Source organism: Christensenella tenuis (genome assembly GCF_014287795.1).
Taxonomy (GTDB): Bacteria; Bacillota; Clostridia; order Christensenellales; family Christensenellaceae; genus Christensenella; species Christensenella tenuis.
The window spans coordinates 223,742-239,361 of record NZ_JACOON010000004.1 but is presented as its reverse complement, the minus strand read 5'-3'; the positions used below and the strand labels follow the sequence as shown (position 1 = coordinate 239,361).

Sequence of the window (15,620 nt, the reverse complement as noted above, 5' to 3'; positions counted from 1 at the left end):
CTCCTTCCTAGACCCGCTGGGCTTTACGCGACGTAAACCGTTCAAGCGCCACGGCGATGATGATGATCGCCCCGACGATAATCTGGCGGTAAAACTGGTTCACCGACAGAAGATCGAGTCCGTTTGAGATCATGCCGAGGATCACCGCGCCGATGATCGCTCCGACAATACTGCCCTTGCCGCCCGCCATGCTGGTACCGCCGATAACGGCCGCCGCGATCGCGTCCATTTCATAACCACTGCCCATTTCAGACTGCACAGCCGTGAGGCGTGCTGCAAGGAGTACCCCGGACAGTGCCGCAAGGAGGCCGGAAAGCATATATACGCCCACTGTAATTTTGCCGCACGATACGCCGGACAGGAATGCAACCTCGCGGTTTGAACCGATGGCCGTCACGTTGCGTCCGAAGCTCGTAAACTTGAACAGGAACAGCAGGATTACGAACACGATAATGGTGATAAATACCGGTATGGGCAGCCCCGCGATATAGCCCTGCGCAAGATAGGTGAATTCCGGTACCGCAAATCCGCTGACCGCGCCGTTGGTCGTGGATAGCAGGAGAATACCGCGCACCACGCTCGACATGGCAAAGGTCACAAGAAACGGGGCAATCTTAAGCTGTGTGATCAACAGTCCGTTTATGATGCCAAACCCCGCGCCCGTCCCAAGCCCCGCGAGGATCGCAGGGAAAACGCCGCCCCCTGCCGCAATAACCATTCCCGTAACCGCGCCCGAATAACCAAGGATCGAACCTACCGAAAGGTCGATTCCGCCGATGGTAAGCACGAATGTCATGCCGAAGCCTACGAGCATCACGAATACCGATTGCAGAAGCAAATTCTGTATGTTCTCCACCTTCAGGAAAAAGGGGGATGCAATGGCAAGGAACACGAACAGCGCGATCATGACGATCAGGATACCCAGTTCGTCAAACTTTTTGGTATGTGCATTTTCCTGTTTTTTCATGATTCATGCCCTCCCGACGCATACAGTGTGATATTTTCCTCCGTTGCCTCCGCGCGGGTAAATTCGTGTACGATTTTTCCCTGGTGCATCACATAGATACGGTCCGCAAGGCCCAAAAGCTCGGGAAGCTCGGACGATACGAGCAGAATGCCCCCTCCCTCTTTTACGAAATTCGCAATCAGGTTATAGATTTCGTGCTTTGCTCCTACGTCGATGCCCTGCGTCGGCTCGTCAAAGATCAGTACCTGCGGTTTTGTGAACAGCCATTTCGCAAGGATCACCTTTTGCTGGTTGCCGCCCGAAAGGGATTTCACTTTCTGGTAGATGGTCGGCGTTTTGACCCCCAGCCGCTGCACATACTCCTTCGCCGTTTTGATTTCTTTATTTTTCCGGAGAATAAAGTTTCCGGCCAGCACCTCTTTGAGGTTTGCGAGCGTTATGTTATCTTTTACGTCTTGCTCAATGAGCGCGCCTTGCAGTTTTCTGTTTTCGGGCAGCATCCCAATGCCGCAGCGGATCGCGTCTTTCGGCGTCTTAATGCGGCATTCCCTGCCGCCTACAGACACCGTACCCGAAGATATCTTGTCTGCGCCCACAATAGCGCGCACGGTCTCGGTGCGGCCCGCGCCCGCAAGTCCTGCGAGGCCCACGATCTCTCCGCGGTTTACATGCAGGCTCACATCCTCAAGCACGCCTTTACGGTTAAGGCCGCTTACGCGTAGGATCTCACCGCCCACGGGAACGTCCTCCTTTACGATATAATTGGTGATAGTGCGGCCCACCATACGCGCTACGAGGTCATCAACATCCGTATCTTCCGGTCCGACCTCCGCCACGTTTTTGCCGTCGCGCATAACCACAATGCGGTCGACAAGCCCGAAAAGCTCGCGCAGGTGGTGCGTGATGTAGATCACCGCGATACCCTGCGATTTGAGCATATGTACAAAATCGAATAATACCTGCCGTTCGTGCTCCGCAAGGGCTGCGGTCGGCTCGTCCATGATGACGAGCGAACATTTTATGGATAACGCCTTCACGATCTCGATCACGCGGTTTTTAAGCGCTCCCATCTGTCCGACCGGGACGAGGACATCCTCCACGGTCGGGAAAAATTTAGCATATAACTTCTGCGTTTCCTCAAGCATAGCCTTTTCGTCGAGGCGGCGTACTGCCTTTCCTATGAGGCCCTTCTGCACTTCCCGCCCAAGGTATACGTTTTGTACCGCATTCAGGTGCGGTGCAAGCGACGGCTCCTGGAAAATCGTGCTGATACCAAGTGCCTGCGCGCATCCTGGATCTGTAATGCGGACAGGCTTTCCATTCACCCGGATCTCTCCTTCATCGGGATGATAGAGCCCGGAAAGCATCTTCATCAGCGTAGATTTGCCCGCGCCGTTTTCCCCAACAAGCGCGACAACCTCGCCCCTATTTACGTTGAGCGAAACATCCGAAAGAGCAACCACGCCGGGAAAACGCTTGGTGATGCCCGTCATCTCGATGAAAGCATTGCCGCTGTTTCCCATATTCTTCCCCCCTGTTCTTTTTGGTGTTGTATATCCGATAGAAGCCGGTTCCGAAAAAACCATCTCAGTTCACCGGCTGACTTTCTTTATCTTATCTGCCATTGCCTTGCGCCACAAGAAACAAGCTTGCCCCTCTGCCTTCCAATTCTTGCGGCGGCACGGACGTAAAAAAAACGCAAAAAAAAGCGGTACAAAAGGCCTTTTCCCAAAATGAGGGGCCTCTTGTACCGTTTGGGTAATATCTCTTTCTTGCGCCCGTCCGCAAAAATGTGTAGGTTTTTTGAATCCTTCACTCCGCTTTTTTGATTCGTTTGACAGCCTCTTTTTCTATCACCGTCGAACTGCAATATCCCAAAAATGCGCGCAGGGAGACGTATGCATTATAGGCCTATTCCATGCGTTCCTCCGAAAAACTCAGCATCCCGTCGCTCATTGCGCGATGTTCTGCCTCCTCCTAAATAAAATCAAGCTCTGCCATTCTTACCTTGAGCCTGTTGCGCAGGAACGCTAAAATACTGCCATGGCACTTCCCTTTTTACTCTATATTTCTTCATAACCGCCCTCCTTACATCCGGTTTACTATCAAACAATAGTAAATTCAATACTATTGTTTGATAGTAGATATACTATAATGGAGGTGGTTATATTGTATTTAAAAAGATTACGTAATTTACGGATCGGCCATAATTTGCCGCAGCGTGAAATCGCGGAGGGTCTTCATATCGATCAGCGGGTATACAGCAACTATGAGACGGGAAACGTGAAATCCCCGCAAGCTACCTTGTGAAGCTTGCGGATTATTATGGTGTTTTCGTAGACTATATTCTTGAGCGGACAGACAGGAAATAACTGCTTGGATCATGAAAATCAGAGGGTGTCAGACGATCCTTGTTTGGGTGTTTTTTAAGCTCGGGTTCTTCCGCACGGGCCGGAAATGCCGCACTGCGGCTACATATATTCCATGAGCCGCGGCAGTTCTTCCTCTTTAAGCTCTGCGACCAGCCGCCCGTTTTGGAGTACGAGCGCCCTGTCACACAGGCCGGCGATTTCATCCATATCCGAGGATACGAGGATAATACCTTTGCCGCTCGCGGCAAGCTCGTTCATTACAATATAGATTTCGCTGCGCGAAACGATATCGATTCCCTTGGTTGGTTCATCGAGGAGCAAGATGCTTGCATTCGAGATAAGCGACCGCCCCACCATCACTTTCTGCTGGTTTCCCCCGCTCAAAAAGCGTATCTCCTGATGCAGGCTGTCCATCTTAAGGTTCAGCTCAATGGATTGGTCAACAACTTCCTCCATTTCCTGCCGAAGGTCGAGGAAGATTCCCCTGCGGATATCTTCGAGTGCGGAAATAGTAAGGTTGGCCGCCACTCCCATATCAGGAAACAGCCCCGCATCCATTCGGTTCTCATTCACATACCCAAAACCATGGTTCACCGCATCTGTCGCATTTTTAAGCTCAAGTTCCTTTCCGCGCAGTTTTAGGCGGCCGGAATCCATCTCGAATTCACCGAAAATCGTCTTGATGAGCGCTGTACGTCCGGAGCCGGTTAGCCCCGTGATACCCAGGATTTCTCCCGCATACAGCCGCAGACTGATATCATGCAACACGGGTTCCATATTAAGATGGCTAATCTCAAGCAAAATTTTGTCTTGCCGGGCTGCCTTGGGCGGATACAACCTCAGTGATTCGTTGCCTGAAATAAGGTAGCTGAGCCGGCTCGCGGACAGGCCGTGCGTGCTGCATACAGCCACGTTTTTTCCATCACGCAGCGCCGTCACCCGGTCGCACAGGGAAAGCACCTCCCCGATGTTATGCGTGATATAGAGAACAGATTTTCCCTGCGCACGCATCTCCTTCATGAAGCGCACGAAAATCTCTTTTTCCGCCGCCGCAAGGTTAATCATCGGCTCATCCATAATAAACACCCGGGCATCCGAAAGGTAGGCCCTGGCGGTGGAGACCATATATCTCTCGCTGATATTGAGGTCCCGCACCTTTCTTGCCACGTCGAGTACGTATCCCATTTTTTCAAATTGGGCGCGCGCATCAGCATACATTTTTTTATAGTGAATAAGTCCGCCCCTTTTCTGCATATTATTGAGGAAAATATTCTCCGCAACCGTAAGGTCCGGAAGCAGGTTGGTGGCTTGGTACACCGTGAAGATGCCCTCTGCAAGAGCCTCGCGCGGGCTTTCGAACTGTACCTGCCGTCCGCAAAAAGTGATGGTGCCGCTGTCGGCGGGAAACACGCCCGAAAGGATGCTGATCAGCGTGGTTTTTCCCGCGCCGTTAAGGCCTACAAGCGCGTGGATCTCCGCCTCTGCAAGCTCGAACGCAACGTTTTCCAGGACCGGGTTGCCGACAAACGCTTTATCAATGTGGTTCATGGTGAGCACCATTTTTGCATCTCCCTTTTATGCGCCGCGATTTTAATACATACCGGCACCTGTTTCCTATATACTATAGTCATACTATAATGATATTTCCCCATGGTCAAGTTTAACGGGATATTGCATTTCCAGATATGAACAAACTTGTGGAATCAATGCAAGATTATTGCGCAATTCCGTGCAGTTGTTGTTTTTCACTGTTTTCACATGCTAAATTAAGGATGGTGTAGCAAAGCAAGAGGTGCAAATAATGAATTCAAGCCATCCCATTTTGGTAAGGCCGCCTCAGGTACTCTCAAACCAGGTCACCCTGAAAAACAATTTCGAGATAGAACGCAAGGACCTCACGGAGACAGAGATTGTTTTAGTACAGCAAGGGAATGTCAACGCGTGGTTTGGCGGTATTTCCTATTCCCTTGGGAGCGGCGATATCGTCCTGATTCCCGGATTTTCGTACCGGCTTTCTTCTTCGGGCGAAGATCCGTGCACGCTGCTCACCCTTTATTTATCGTCCTTTCAATATGCCGGACAGGAGGAGGGCCGTTTGCCCTATGTCCTGCGTGAAACGCTTCTTCCGCGCAGTAATTCCACCGTACCCATGACGGGGATCATCACACAGGTACATGGGGAATTATCAGAAAAACGTCCAGATTACAAGATCGCTGCTGGCAAGCTCACGGAATATCTTCTCATTCTTTTGCAGCGCAAGCTAATGGACAACGATATAAGCGCCGAACCTGCGTCGCTTCTTTCGGGAATCAAGGAATATATTGAAAATAACTACGAAAAAAATATTACGCTTTCCAGCCTTTCTGATGTTTTTTTTGTCAGTCCATTCCATATCGCACATCTGTTCAAAGAAAAATACGATATCTCACCGATCCAATACCTGATTAAGACGCGCATCAAGATCGCCACCGAGCTGCTCGTACAGACGAGCTATACCGTGTTTGAAATTTCAAATCTTGTCGGATATCCAAACGCCAATTATTTTAACATCATTTTCAAGCGTTTTACGGGCATGAGCCCCGGTAAGTACCGCAAAAAGATGCAAAAAAAGCTATAATATAACTTTTTCAGGTGTTGGACAGTTCCCTGCGGGAGACGCATCCGGCCGCGCGGCAAGCGCCGCCGCAAATAAAACGCGTACCGCCGGGCTTTTGAGTTTCCGGTTAAGCATTCCTCCTGCGGTTTTCCCGGCAATCGCCGCGGGAATCATATAAACGGCAGCGGAAAAATCCCACATGCCGCTGATTGAAGCCAACGGGGCCTTAAAAATATTTTGTACCGCAGCCGTCTGGAACGGCAGGTATGCCAGCCGATGCTAAAAAAGCCGGATAGCACGCCCGAAGCGCCCCGAAAAGCACTGCCTCCGGCTTTTCCGCTTTCGCACGAATTTATTTTTAAAACCCGCAAGGACGGCAACCCCGCCCAATACGGCAGTATACCCGGTATTGATCCCTTCACAGGATACGGGCAGAACCAGCCCCGCCACCGGTAGTGCTTTCCTCGGCTATAGGCGTCTTGCGCGCCTTGCTTTTTACGCGCCTGCGCCGGTAGGCATGCAGCGTAACAGCCGCCGTTGCCAACACTGTAACTAGCGGTGCAGAGAGGCCCGGAAGCCCGCCCTTGTTCGCCTCCGGAAACGCCAAGTCCGCTCCTGCCTGCCAGCGCCCCAAAACGGGCACAACGTTATTCCACGTCGTCGAGCAGCTTTTCAAGCAGCGCATCGAGCGTCTTTTTTTCCTCCGCGGAAAGGTTCCGCGTCATATAGCCCTCCCACTCTGCCTCAACTGTGCGGATCGTGTGGTAGGCACGCTTCGTTTTTTCCGTTGGATAAAGGCCATATTGCCTCCTGTCCTTTTTGGATACGATGCGCGTAATATAGCCGTCTTCTTCAAATCTGCGGACCGCGCGTGCAACCGCGCCTTTATTGATCCACAGCTCCTCTGAGAGTTGTTCCTGCGACATTCCCTCGTGGTCGCAGATGCACATCAGGTACACAAGCTGCCCCCGGGTCAGCCCGAGGTCCTTTAATTTCCGGTCGAGGTGGATTCCCGACCTCCGTGACAGGATTGAAAGCTTTTTTGCAAGTTCCCGCATATCCCTTCCCCCTTCAAGGCAAACGTCTGCCGTAGCCGGTCCGGCAGCGCACAGGCCTGCCGACGCTTCCCATTTTAAGCGCCCCGGGCCGCGCTGTCAAATACCCAAAAAACACTTGACTTGCAATTTTCTCCGCATTATAATAGTTGCATGGGCAACTAATTGGTTGCCCCTTGTTCTGGAATAAAGGTTGCCCAGGCAACTATAAAGGAGTTTGAAGAGGTATGGATACAACATCGGAAACAAAGCTTTTGGGTACCGCGCCAATCGGCAGGTTGGTGATGAAATACGCGGTTCCAAGCGTCATTTCACTTCTGGTGAATGCGCTGTATAATATCGTAGACCAGATTTTTATCGGCCAGGGCGTGGGCTATCTCGGCAATGCCGCAACCAACGTGATCTTTCCGCTGACCGTTATTGTGCTCGCTTTTTCCCTGCTCGTCGGCGACGGCGCGGCGGCCTACCTGAGCCTGAAGCTCGGCGAGGGACGCAAAGACCAGGCGCAGCGGGGCGTGGGCAACGCGCTGACGCTGCTGGTCGTTTTCGGCGTGGCGTTTTTGCTGCTCGGCATTTTTTTCCTCGAACCGCTCGCGCGCCTGTTCGGCGCAACGGAAAATTCCCTGCCCTATGCGCTCGATTATGGGAAAATTATTGTCCTCGGGTTTCCCTTCGTGATGATCGGCACGGGCCTCAACTCGTGCATCCGCGCCGAGGGCAGCCCTAGGGTGGCCATGATCTCAATGATCGCCGGGGCCGTCACCAACACCATACTCGACCCGGTCTTCATCTTCATCTGCGGGTGGGGCGTGGAGGGCGCGGCGCTCGCGACGATTCTCGGCCAGATCATTACCCTCCTGATTAGCGTGCTTTACCTGCGCAGGCCAAAGGTCCTCCGCGTTTCCCGCAGGGATATGAAGCTGTCCGCCGGTACGGCAAAGACGGTGATGGGATATGGCGTTTCCAGTTTTATCACGCAGGTCGCCGTCACGGTCTCCATCCTTGTTTCCAACAACATGATCGTGCAATACGGCGCGGCGTCCGTTTACGGCCCCGATATTCCCCTTGCCGCGTTCGGCATCGTAATGAAGGTTTACCAGATATTGCTCGCTTTCATGGTTGGTTTTGGCATCGGCGCGCAGCCGATTGTCGGCTTCAACTACGGGGCACGCAATTTCCTTCGGGTGAAAAAGGCCTACCTGCTTGCCATCGGCTGCGCGACTGCGGTTGCCGCCGTGGGGTTCGTCCTGTTCCAGTTTTTCCCGCAGGGCATCATCAACCTCTTCGGTTCCGAGGACGCCCTGTATAACGAATTCGCGCAGAAGAGCTTCCGCATCTTCCTGATGCTGTGCATTCTTTCCGGATTCCAAACTGTGACGGGCATCTTCTTCCAGTCCATCGGCAAACCGGTGAAGGCGGCGGTTGTCACCCTGTCGCGCCAGATTTTGGTGCTCGTCCCCGCGACCCTCATCCTTCCCGTTTTTATCGGCCTCGACGGCGTTTTATGGGCGGGGCCGGTTGCGGACGCCGTATCCTTCCTGATCGCCCTTGTGCTCGCGCTCTTTGAACTCAGGCATCTCACCTGCCAACACGCGCGCGAACAGGAAGCGGCGCTTTGCACAGAGCAGGGATAGCTCACCTGCTAGGCCGGCCGGGCAAAAAGCCATCCGTCCATATGGACGGATGGCTTTTTGCAATAAATCCTTACAGCTTTTTGAGCACGCGGCACGGGTTGCCCACGGCCACGCAATTTGCGGGAATATCTTTGGTAACGACACTGCCCGCGCCAATCGTCGTATTTTCGCCAATGGTGACGCCCGGGCAAACGATCACGCCCGCCCCCAGCCATACAGAATCGCCAATCGTCACCGGCTTTCCATACTCGAGGCCGGAAGCCCGTTCCCCGGGATCTATGGGATGTGTGGCTGTAACGATCTGCACGCCCGGCCCAATCTGCACTCCGCTGCCGATTTCCACCTTGCATACGTCGAGTACGTTCAGCCCATAATTGACAAATACATTGCCGCCGAAGTAGGTATTGCTGCCATAATCAAAATGAACCGGCTGCTTGATCGTAATTTCTCCGGCTACGTTCGTAAGGATCCGGAGAATGCGGCCAAGCGCCGCCTCGTCAAGCGGGTCGGCGTCGTTATATTCTTTGCACAGGCGAAGTGCCCGCCCGTGTTCCGCCCGCAGCTGCGCATCCGAAGCGTCATAAAGCTCTCCGCGCAGCATTTTCTCTTTTTCCGTCATTTTGAAATTCCTCTTCCTTAAAAATTTGTGTTGCAGGAAACGGCCTTTCGCTTTCGATAGAAAAGGCGCGGAAAACCGTGCCTTTGTTTGTATTTTCTTTTATTCCTGTTCCGTAGCGCTGTCCGTCTCCGCCGCCGTGCTGTCTTCCGCGGCGCAGCCGCAGCCGGCCGTATCTTCCGTTTCGTCTTCCTCCGACTCCACGATCTTCGCCACGCATACTACCTTGGTATCGTCATCCACACGCATCACGCGCACGCCCTGCGTCGAACGCCCAATAAGCGAAATTTCGCCTACGCTCATGCGGATTACGATGCCCGCGTCGCTTATCAGCATGATGTCCTCCGTGCCGTCCACGATGAGCAGGCCGCACATCTTGCCTGTTTTTTCCGTGATATTCATGGATTTCAGGCCGATGCCGCCGCGCGTTTGCAGGCGGTATTCCTCCGCATTCGTGCGTTTGCCGTAGCCTTTCTCCGTAATCACGAGCACCTGCTGGTCCCTTTCGCAGATACACGCGGACACCACTTCATCGCCGGGGCGGAGCTTGATGGCGCGCACCCCCGTCGAGACGCGGCCCATCGGCCGCACATCCTCTTCGCTGAAGATGATGGACATGCCGTCCCGCGTTCCGACAATGATATCCTTTCCGCCATCCGTCTCCATGACGGAAATCAGCTCGTCGTCCTCCCGCAGATTCACAGCCTTGAGGCCGTTCTGCCGGATATTGGAATATTCGCTGAACGGCGTTTTCTTGATAACGCCGCCGCGCGTTACGATCACAAGGTTGGAATCCTTCCCTGCCTCCGATTCGATCGGGAAAACCGCCGACACCTTTTCGTCCGGGTCGAGATTCAGCATATTCACGATGGCCGTGCCTTTTGCCGTCCTGCCCGCCTCCGGGATCTGGTAGCATTTCTTCATATAAACCTTGCCCTTGTTCGTAAAGAACAAAAGCTGGTTGTGCGTACACGTGATGAACACCTGCTCCGCAAAATCTTCCTCCCGCGTAGACATCGCCGTCACGCCCTTGCCTCCGCGTTTCTGCGCGCGGTAGGTCTCGAGGCTGATGCGCTTCACATAGCCGTAATGCGTGAGCGTCACCACCATGTCCTCACGGGCGATGAGCTCGTCGATATCGATATCGTCCTCATCAAAGGTGATTTCCGTGCGGCGGGCGTCCGAGAACTTCCCGCGGATTTCCATCAGGTCTTTCTTGATGATGTCAATGACCATCTGCGGCGTGGAAAGCACGGAATTATAGTAAGCGATACGCTCCTGGACTTCCTTGTATTCCGCTTCGATCTTATCGCGTTCGAGGCCGGTCAGCCGTTGCAAACGCATATCGAGGATGGCCTGCGCCTGGATTTCCGTAAGGCCGAAACGCCCTATGAGGGCCGCGCGCGCGGTTGCCGCGTCTGCCGAGCTTCGGATCAGGTTTACGATTTCATCGATGTTGTCAAGCGCGATAATCAGGCCTTCTAAAATATGGGCGCGCTTCTTTGCCTTTTCCAGTTCGAACTTCGTGCGGCGCACGATCACGTCCTTCTGGTGTTCCACATAATATTCGAGAACCTGCTTTAAATTCAGCACGCGCGGCTCGCCGTCCACAAGGGCCAGCATGATGACGCCAAACGTGTCCTGCATTTGCGTATGTTTGTAAAGGTGATTCAAAACCACATTGGCATTGGCGTTGCGCTTCAGTTCGATCACAATGCGCATGCCGGATTTATCCGACTCGTCGCGCAGGTCGGAAATGCCGTCGATGCGCTTGTCGCGCACGAGCTCCGCAATTTTTTCCACCAGCGTTGCCTTATTGACCTGGTATGGGATTTCCGTGACGATAATGCGTTCGCGGTCTTCCCCGTGTTTCTCGATCTCTGTTTTCGCGCGTACACGGATGCGCCCGCGTCCCGTCTTATAAGCCTCGCGGATGCCCGAAACACCCATAATGATGCCGCCCGTGGGGAAATCCGGCCCGGGAATAATGTCGATCAGCTCTTCCATCGAAATATCCGGATTATCCATCAGCGCGATGGTCGCGTCGATCGCCTCGCCCATATTATGCGGGGGAATGTTCGTCGCCATACCAACGGCGATGCCGCCCGTGCCGTTCACCAACAGGTTGGGGAAGCGCGCGGGAAGCACGGCAGGCTGCTCCAGCGTCTCATCAAAGTTCGGATAGAAATCCACCGTGTCCTTATCAATATCGCGCAAAAGCTCGAGCGTAAGCTTCGACATCCTCGACTCTGTATAACGCATGGCGGCCGCGCCGTCCCCGTCCACCGAACCGAAGTTTCCGTGTCCGTCCACCAGCGGATACCGGATGGAAAAGTCCTGCGCGAGACGGACCATCGCGTCGTAAACCGCCGTATCGCCGTGCGGATGGTATTTACCGAGCACGTCGCCCACCAGACGCGCGCTTTTACGGTACGGCTTATCCGGATACATATTCAGTTCGCTCATCGAATACAAAATACGCCTGTGCACCGGCTTTAAGCCGTCGCGCACATCCGGCAGCGCGCGGTTGATGATAACCGCCATCGCATATGCGATGAACGATTTTTGCATCTCTTTATTCAGGTCGACGGGCACAATGCTGTTTATGGGTGTTTCCACTATTTTTACCTCTTGTTAAATATAAGTTGCTGTCAATCTTTCCCGGGTTTCCACCCGGAAGTCCCTGTACCTTCACATCTAATGGGCACCATACGCAAAAGCGAAAGCCGGCGCAAGGCGCCGGGGCTCTTGCGAAACCCAAGTGCGGCGCATTTCGCGGGGCAAGGGAGCGGCCGCCCGAAAACGGGCGGCTTGACGCTTGCGCCAGGCTGGACAAACCGGGCGCGGGGCGGCGCTAGATGTCGAGATTTGCCACCAGCTTCGCATTCTCCTCAATGAACTCCTTGCGCGGTTCCACGCTGTCTCCCATTAAGATCGAGAAGGTTTCCTCCACCTCGATGGCATTATCCATATCTACCTGCAAAAGCGTGCGTGTTTCCGGGTTCATCGTCGTTTCCCACAACTGTTCGGGGTTCATTTCGCCCAGGCCCTTATAGCGCTGGATCGCCGCGCCGTCGCCCACTTCCTTCAGGTACTCCTGCAGCGCTTCGTCCGTATACAGGTATTTATCTTCCGTTCCCTTTTTGCTCACCTTATAAAGCGGCGGCTGCGCGATATATACATATCCGTTCTCGATCAGCGGCCGCATATAGCGGTAGAAGAATGTCAGCAGCAGGATCCTGATATGGCTTCCGTCCACGTCGGCGTCCGTCATACAGATGATCTTGTGGTACCGCAGTTTTTCCACATCGAAATCTTCGCTCATGCCCGCGCCGAAGGCGGTAATCATGGCTTTGATTTCCGCGTTTGCCAGTGCGCGGTCGTGGCGCGCCTTTTCCACATTCAATATTTTCCCGCGCAGCGGCAGGATCGCCTGAAATTTCCTGTCGCGCCCCTGCTTTGCGCTGCCGCCCGCGCTGTCTCCCTCTACGATGAAAATTTCACATTTGCTCGCGTCTTTTTCCGAACAGTCCGCCAGCTTGCCGGGCAGGGAAGCGGATTCAAGCGCCGTTTTCCGGCGGGTCAGCTCCCGCGCCTTTTTCGCCGCTTCGCGCGCGCGTTTCGCCGTCAGGCATTTATCCACAATGACCTTTGCGGTCGACGGGTTCTCCTCGAGGAACGTGTTAAGCCCCTCCGCGACGGTGCTGTCCGTCAGCGCCCGCATTTCGCTGTTCCCAAGCTTGGTTTTGGTTTGCCCTTCAAACTGCGGCTCCGTGAGTTTGACGCTGATAATGGCCGTCAATCCCTCGCGGATATCTTCGCCCGAAAGGGAAGGCTCGTTTTCCTTTACCAGCTTCATCCGCTTTGCATAGTCGTTTACCACGCGGGTCAGCGCGTTTTTAAATCCGTTCAGGTGCGTGCCGCCCTCATGCGTGGAAATGTTGTTTGCAAACGAGAATATATTTTCCGCGTACCCTTCGTTGTACTGCATGGCGACTTCCACGATCGACGTGCCTTTTTCCGCGCAGAAATAGACCGGTTCTTCAAAGATCGGGTTTTTGTTTTTATTGAGGTATTGCACAAACGATTTGATGCCGCCTTCATAGCAATACACGTGCTTTACGGGTTTTTCGCCGCGCAAATCCTCGAGCGTAATGGAAATGCCCTTATTGAGGAACGCCATTTCGCGCAGGCGTATGCGCAGCGTATCATAGACAAAGTTCACATCCTCAAAGATTTCAGGATCCGGCCAGAAACGGATTTCCGTGCCCGTTTCCTCTTCCGGGCAGGAACCCACAACTTCGAGGTCCGACATGCGCTCCCCACGCGAAAATTCCTGGCGGTGCACCTTGCCTTCGCGGCGGACCGTCGCCACCAATTTTTTGGAAAGCGCGTTGACGACGGAAACGCCCACGCCGTGCAGGCCGCCCGAAACCTTATAGCCGTCGCCGCCGAACTTACCGCCCGCGTGCAGCATGGTCAGCGCCACCTCGAGCGTGGAAACGCCCGCCTGCGGATGCAGCCCCACCGGGATGCCGCGTCCGTTGTCGCGCACGTAAACGCTGCCGTCTTCCTCGATGCCCACGTAAATATCCGTACAGAAACCGGCCATCGCTTCGTCGATGGAGTTATCCACAATTTCATACACCAAGTGGTGCAGCCCGCGCAGGTCGGTAGAGCCGATATACATGCCCGGCCGTTTGCGGACAGGCTCAAGCCCTTCTAAAATCTGTATCTGGCTTTCGTCATAATGTTCGTTTTCGTGATTCAAATTTATCCCTCTTTTTTCTGTCTAAACTTTTATTTCTGTGAAATATTTCGCAGAAAAGCGTCCTTATCCCCGCTGCCCCGCCTCATCAGCGTACGCGGAGAAATCGGCGATAAGTATGCTTTGTGTGTTCCCTGTTCTTCCGTGATGACCACGGCCCGGGGCTTTCCGGCAAGCGCCGTGGTTTCCATATCCTTTAAAAAGAGGCTTGTATCTTTATTACACGCAGCCTCTTCATAATCCAGAATCATCAGGATTTCTTTTGTTTTTACAAAGTAATCACTGCCCAAATGCAAAATCATAAAACACCTCATAAAATACATCTTTATTATACCACAAAAGGATGTGTTTTGAAAGGGTTTTTTCGGTTTTTCCGCGATTCTGCGGCAGGGTCAATGGGGGGAATGGAATGCGGACTTAAAAACGGTTTCAGAAGGCGTGAGCACATTAAAAAACGAAATCAATGGTTATACTATGATTTTTAGCCTGAAAACCCAGCCGGAGTTCGTCCTCCCCTTTGTTTCAGGAAAATTATTTTTGCTCCCGTTCCCGCACCGTTCCGTTTTCCACATAATAAAGGTGCGCGCGCGAAAGGAGCTTTGCATCTGCGTCGTCCGCTGTGGTAATAAAGACCTGTATCCCTTTCAGGGTTCTTAGAAGGTTTTTCTTGCGCGTCTGGTCGAGTTCGGAAAAAACGTCGTCTAAAAGCAGCACCGGCGTTTCCCCCGTGCTTTCTTCGAGAATTTTAAGGCAAGCCGTTTTGATGGCGAGCATCAGCGTGCGCAGCTGCCCCTGCGACGCAAAAACGCGGATATCCTTTCCATTGATCAGGATTTCCATATCGTCCCTATGTGGCCCTGCTCCGCACGTTCCCTCAACAAGTTCCTTTTCACGCAGCTTTTTCAGCGTTTGTGCGATTTCTGTTTCCGGAATCGTCTCCTTATAGACGATGGAAATTTCTTCCGTGCCGCCGGAAATAGCGCGGTGCGTCTCCCGCACATATTCGCCCAGTTTATTCACATAGGCTTTCCTGTTTTTGAGGATGATGCGAATATAGCCTGTAAGCTGCGCGTTGTATGCGTCGAGCACCACGCCCGTGTTCTTATTTTCCCGCCGCAGCGCCGCATTTTTCTGGGCGACGATCTTCGTATAATTTTTCAGCGCATCCACGTAAGAAGGCCTGATCTTTGAAATTTCCCCATCCAGAAAACCGCGCCGCAGGGAGGGCGCTTCTTTGGCCATTTTCATATCTTCCGGGGAAAAGACCACCACAAAAAGGTTTCCCAGAAGCTCTTTCAGGTTTTTGGCGGGAATTCCATCTATTTTAAGGCTTTTTTTCCTGTCCTTGCCAATCAGCACTTCGACGGAACGGTCTATATTTTCCGCGTATTCCGCAAAAAGGTATGCTCCCTCCTTGCCTTCCATCACGGCTTTGCTGTCCGCGTTTACGCGAAAAGATTTCCCATTTCCACAGATATGGATAGCTTCGAGTATATTCGTTTTTCCCTGCGCGTTCCTGCCATAAAGCACATTCACCCCAGGATAAAAAGATTGGTTCAGTTGTTCATAATTCCTGAAATGAATCAGCTTCAGCCTCGTCAGATACATGGGA

At 53.2% G+C, this 15,620-nt stretch carries 14 protein-coding genes; 3 read left to right on the top strand and 11 right to left on the bottom strand.

The genetic code is table 11. The features are described 5' to 3' along the window. Positions 1-7 precede the first annotated feature (7 nt). Together H8S18_RS08850 and H8S18_RS08845 are read right to left on the bottom strand one after the other, a co-directional pair. Positions 8-967 (bottom strand): ABC transporter permease, encoded by a 960-nt coding sequence (locus tag H8S18_RS08850; protein ID WP_186857948.1) that lies wholly within the window; start codon positions 965-967, stop codon positions 8-10. Then, positions 964-2,490, bottom strand: coding sequence for a sugar ABC transporter ATP-binding protein (locus H8S18_RS08845; protein ID WP_186857947.1), 1,527 nt, complete (start codon positions 2,488-2,490; stop codon positions 964-966). Before H8S18_RS08845 ends, H8S18_RS08850 begins: the two co-directional genes overlap by 4 nt. A 631-nt stretch (positions 2,491-3,121) precedes the next feature. Between H8S18_RS08845 and H8S18_RS15085 the strand changes: the two genes are divergently transcribed. After that, positions 3,122-3,277, top strand: coding sequence for a helix-turn-helix domain-containing protein (locus tag H8S18_RS15085; protein ID WP_407926961.1), 156 nt, complete (start codon positions 3,122-3,124; stop codon positions 3,275-3,277). 161 nt (positions 3,278-3,438) lie between these two features. Here H8S18_RS15085 and H8S18_RS08835 read toward each other — a convergent pair whose 3' ends face one another. Then, entirely contained in the window at positions 3,439-4,899 is a 1,461-nt protein-coding gene (locus tag H8S18_RS08835; RefSeq protein WP_186857946.1) for a sugar ABC transporter ATP-binding protein, read from the bottom strand. Positions 4,900-5,140: 241 nt separating this feature from the next. On the opposite strand from H8S18_RS08835, the gene H8S18_RS08830 reads away from it, so the two are divergent. After that, complete coding sequence (locus tag H8S18_RS08830; protein ID WP_186857945.1) at positions 5,141-5,956, top strand: AraC family transcriptional regulator; 816 nt, start codon at positions 5,141-5,143, stop codon at positions 5,954-5,956. Here H8S18_RS08830 and H8S18_RS08825 read toward each other — a convergent pair. From H8S18_RS08825 to H8S18_RS08815, 3 genes are all read right to left on the bottom strand, one after another. Then, positions 5,951-6,154: a hypothetical protein gene (locus H8S18_RS08825; RefSeq protein WP_186857944.1), complete on the bottom strand. Its 204-nt coding sequence runs from the start codon at positions 6,152-6,154 to the stop codon at positions 5,951-5,953. The genes H8S18_RS08830 and H8S18_RS08825 overlap by 6 nt on opposite strands. Before the next feature lie 199 nt (positions 6,155-6,353). Beyond that, positions 6,354-6,620, bottom strand: coding sequence for a hypothetical protein (locus tag H8S18_RS08820; protein ID WP_186857943.1), 267 nt, complete (start codon positions 6,618-6,620; stop codon positions 6,354-6,356). Further along, entirely contained in the window at positions 6,583-6,993 is a 411-nt protein-coding gene (locus tag H8S18_RS08815) for a MarR family winged helix-turn-helix transcriptional regulator (protein ID WP_186857942.1), read from the bottom strand. Before H8S18_RS08815 ends, H8S18_RS08820 begins: the two co-directional genes overlap by 38 nt. A gap of 224 nt (positions 6,994-7,217) precedes the next feature. On the opposite strand from H8S18_RS08815, the gene H8S18_RS08810 reads away from it, so the two are divergent. Continuing rightward, a complete protein-coding gene (locus tag H8S18_RS08810) occupies positions 7,218-8,624 on the top strand; it encodes an MATE family efflux transporter (protein WP_186857941.1) in 1,407 nt (468 codons plus the stop codon). A gap of 70 nt (positions 8,625-8,694) precedes the next feature. On the opposite strand, the gene H8S18_RS08805 is transcribed toward H8S18_RS08810, so the two are convergent. From H8S18_RS08805 to recF, 5 genes are all read right to left on the bottom strand, one after another. Then, a complete protein-coding gene (locus H8S18_RS08805; protein WP_186857940.1) occupies positions 8,695-9,243 on the bottom strand; it encodes a sugar O-acetyltransferase in 549 nt (182 codons plus the stop codon). 99 nt (positions 9,244-9,342) lie between these two features. Then, entirely contained in the window at positions 9,343-11,862 is a 2,520-nt protein-coding gene (gene gyrA, locus H8S18_RS08800; protein WP_407926964.1) for a DNA gyrase subunit A, read from the bottom strand. A gap of 232 nt (positions 11,863-12,094) precedes the next feature. Beyond that, positions 12,095-14,011 carry a DNA topoisomerase (ATP-hydrolyzing) subunit B gene (gene gyrB / locus H8S18_RS08795; RefSeq protein ID WP_186857939.1) on the bottom strand — a complete coding sequence of 639 codons (1,917 nt, stop codon included), beginning with the start codon at positions 14,009-14,011 and terminating at the stop codon, positions 12,095-12,097. 29 nt (positions 14,012-14,040) lie between these two features. Beyond that, a complete protein-coding gene (remB, locus tag H8S18_RS08790) occupies positions 14,041-14,310 on the bottom strand; it encodes an extracellular matrix regulator RemB (protein WP_186857938.1) in 270 nt (89 codons plus the stop codon). 229 nt (positions 14,311-14,539) lie between these two features. Further along, positions 14,540-15,616: a DNA replication/repair protein RecF gene (recF, locus tag H8S18_RS08785; protein WP_186857937.1), complete on the bottom strand. Its 1,077-nt coding sequence runs from the start codon at positions 15,614-15,616 to the stop codon at positions 14,540-14,542. Positions 15,617-15,620 lie beyond the last annotated feature (4 nt).

Coding starts and splice junctions, on each gene's coding strand:
- H8S18_RS08820 (WP_186857943.1), bottom strand. CDS start 6,620: ATGCGCTGCTTGAAAAGCTGCTCGACGACGTGGAATAACGTTGTGCCC.
- H8S18_RS08805 (WP_186857940.1), bottom strand. CDS start 9,243: ATGACGGAAAAAGAGAAAATGCTGCGCGGAGAGCTTTATGACGCTTCG.
- H8S18_RS08845 (WP_186857947.1), bottom strand. CDS start 2,490: ATGGGAAACAGCGGCAATGCTTTCATCGAGATGACGGGCATCACCAAG.
- H8S18_RS08835 (WP_186857946.1), bottom strand. CDS start 4,899: ATGGTGCTCACCATGAACCACATTGATAAAGCGTTTGTCGGCAACCCG.
- remB (WP_186857938.1), bottom strand. CDS start 14,310: ATGATTTTGCATTTGGGCAGTGATTACTTTGTAAAAACAAAAGAAATC.
- H8S18_RS15085 (WP_407926961.1), top strand. CDS start 3,122: ATGGAGGTGGTTATATTGTATTTAAAAAGATTACGTAATTTACGGATC.
- H8S18_RS08815 (WP_186857942.1), bottom strand. CDS start 6,993: ATGCGGGAACTTGCAAAAAAGCTTTCAATCCTGTCACGGAGGTCGGGA.
- H8S18_RS08810 (WP_186857941.1), top strand. CDS start 7,218: ATGGATACAACATCGGAAACAAAGCTTTTGGGTACCGCGCCAATCGGC.
- recF (WP_186857937.1), bottom strand. CDS start 15,616: ATGTATCTGACGAGGCTGAAGCTGATTCATTTCAGGAATTATGAACAA.
- H8S18_RS08850 (WP_186857948.1), bottom strand. CDS start 967: ATGAAAAAACAGGAAAATGCACATACCAAAAAGTTTGACGAACTGGGT.
- H8S18_RS08830 (WP_186857945.1), top strand. CDS start 5,141: ATGAATTCAAGCCATCCCATTTTGGTAAGGCCGCCTCAGGTACTCTCA.